We start from the raw sequence: 2316 nt of genomic DNA on the forward strand, positions 1-2316 counted from the left end.
TTCGAGCCGCTCTACGGCGGCTTCCTCATCGAGGCCTCCGAACCGCTCGACGGCCTGCCCTGCATCGGTTCCGTCTCCCCCGCCTATGCCATCCGCTACGGCTTCGACCTCATTTCGCTTGATGACATCCAGGATAGCTGGGAGGGTAAATTACAAAAAGTATTCCCCTATCTCTCTCCGAGCAGCGACGAGCCGGCGCCTGCATACAACTATGAATCCCAGGGCAAACTTACCGCGTCGGTGAAAGCCGCCCGTCCGCGGGTTCTCATCCCCGTCTTCCCCGGCACCAACTGCGAATACGACACCGCCCGCGCCTTTGCGCGCGCCGGCGCCGAATCGGAGATCTTCGTCGTGCGCAACCTCTCCGCCGCCGACATCGCCGAAAGCGTCGCGGCCTTCGCGGACGCGGCCGCGCGGTCGCAGATCATCGCGCTGCCGGGCGGCTTCTCGGGCGGCGACGAACCGGACGGCTCGGCCAAGTTCATCATCTCCTTCCTGCGCAACCCGCGCATCCGCGACGCGGTGCACGAGCTGCTCAAAAACCGCGACGGCCTTATGCTCGGCATCTGCAACGGCTTCCAGGCGCTTGTCAAGCTCGGGCTCGTCCCCTATGGCGAAATCCGCGACATGGACGAAAGCTGCGCGACCCTCACCTATAACTCGATCGGCCGCCACCAGAGCATGCTGGTACGCACCCGCGTCGCCTCCAACAAGTCCCCTTGGCTCGCCGATATGAAGCCGGGCGACATCCATACGATCGCGATTTCCCACGGCGAGGGGCGGTTCGTCGCGCCGCAGGCGCTCATCGACCGGCTCGCCGAAAACGGCCAGATCGCCACCCAGTATGTCGACCTCGACGGCTGCCCGACCCGTAATATCCGCTTTAATCCCAACAACTCCTACTGCGCCATCGAGGGTATCACCTCTCCCGACGGCCGCGTCCTCGGCAAGATGGGGCACACCGAGCGGTATGTCGACGGACTCTATAAGAATGTCGGCGGCAGCTGCTTCCAGGACCTCTTCGGCAACGCGGTGAACTACTTTAAATGATTTGCCGCCCGGGGCGGCGGAATATGAAGCCCGCGCCAAATTACCGGAAAGGATGCGAACCGCGATGGCCGAGCAGAAAAAGCGCCGCTGGAAGTGGCTGCTCACGGCGGTCATCACCGTGGCCGTCGTGGGCGCGCTCCTCTATATGACCTGGCGGTACTACCCGGTGATCAAGGGGCTTATGGAACCGGAAAACATGGCCCGCTTCCAGGAGAAGCTGCAATCCTTCGGCATGCTCGGCGTGCTGGCGCTCATCGGGATCCAGACGGTGCAGGTGGTCTCGGGCGTCATCCCCGCCCTGCCCATCCAGCTTGCGGCCGGGCTCACCTACGGGGCGTTCGGCGGCCTGTTCGTCTGTCTGGCCGGGATATTCATCGGCAGCACGATCGTTTTTCTCGCCGTCAAGCGGTACGGCCAGCCCGTCGTCGACCGGATGTTCCCAAGGGAAAAGCAGGAGAAGCTCTCCTTCCTCCGGGACGCCGACAAGCTGGGAAATATCGTCTTTATCCTCTACCTCATCCCCGCCATGCCAAAGGATGTGTTCACCTATCTTGCCGCCCTTACGCCGCTCGATTTCAAACGCTTCATCCTGATTTCAATGGCGGCGCGCGTCCCGATGATTCTCTGCGACACCTTCGCGAGCGGCACGCTCATCGAGGGGGATTACCGAAAGTCCATCGTTATCTTCTGCATCGCCTCCGCGATCGGCGTCTGCGGCATGATCTTCAGCCCCAAAATTTTGAAAAAGCTCCGTGAGCGAAAACAAAATTAGCGAAAGGCCCGCCAAAATGGCGGGCCTTTTGAAATAGGTCGCTTTTCCCCTAACGGAGCGGAAGGAATCCATTACAATAATTTCAGAGGTGATGGTTATGGACCGCGACCGTATCCAAGGACGGATTTCCTGCAACACACAGCTGCTTCGGCAGACACTTGATAAGCCCCGCAGGAAACTGCTTCTGCGTATCATCGACGACCTCGGGCTTCTGGCCGAGCTGGACAGCGAAAGCTCCTTTCGCAAAGGTATGCGCCAAGGCGTACAGCTTATGTCCGACGAGGACGATTCATGATCTGAAGGGCTTTTGCGCGTCCCTCCAGAGCGCCCCATTGGATTTGCCGCTCATCGGGCGGCAGGGCTTGTCGGTAGTCGACCGACAGCGACCCTATTTCTTGTACGGACAAGAAATAGGGGAAAGAAACCGCAGGGGGCTGCGCCCCCTTGACCCCCGCGCCGCCTCCGGTTGGCCTTCGGCCAAAGTCGGCGGCGCC

The 2316-nt window shown here is 61.1% G+C and carries 3 protein-coding genes; all 3 read left to right on the forward strand.

What is annotated here, in order from left to right; translation table 11 throughout:
* Positions 1 to 1050: phosphoribosylformylglycinamidine synthase subunit PurQ (locus RDM88_RS12655; RefSeq protein WP_308755181.1), on the forward strand; the 1050-nt coding region annotated here is incomplete at its 5' end.
* A 64-nt stretch (positions 1051 to 1114) separates the two neighbouring features.
* Complete coding sequence (locus tag RDM88_RS12660) at positions 1115 to 1822, forward strand: VTT domain-containing protein (protein WP_308755182.1); 708 nt, start codon at positions 1115 to 1117, stop codon at positions 1820 to 1822.
* Positions 1823 to 1919: 97 nt separating this feature from the next.
* A complete protein-coding gene (locus tag RDM88_RS12665; protein WP_308755183.1) occupies positions 1920 to 2117 on the forward strand; it encodes a DUF6809 family protein in 198 nt (65 codons plus the stop codon).
* Positions 2118 to 2316 lie beyond the last annotated feature (199 nt).

Origin of the sequence: uncultured Anaerotruncus sp. (assembly GCF_902490045.1) — a bacterium.
GTDB lineage: Bacteria > Bacillota > Clostridia > Oscillospirales > Ruminococcaceae > Anaerotruncus.

Bases quoted from the DNA above. Each gene is read 5' to 3' on its own strand.
- RDM88_RS12660 (WP_308755182.1), top strand. From the start codon at position 1,115: ATGGCCGAGCAGAAAAAGCGCCGCTGGAAGTGGCTGCTCACGGCGGTC.
- RDM88_RS12665 (WP_308755183.1), top strand. From the start codon at position 1,920: ATGGACCGCGACCGTATCCAAGGACGGATTTCCTGCAACACACAGCTG.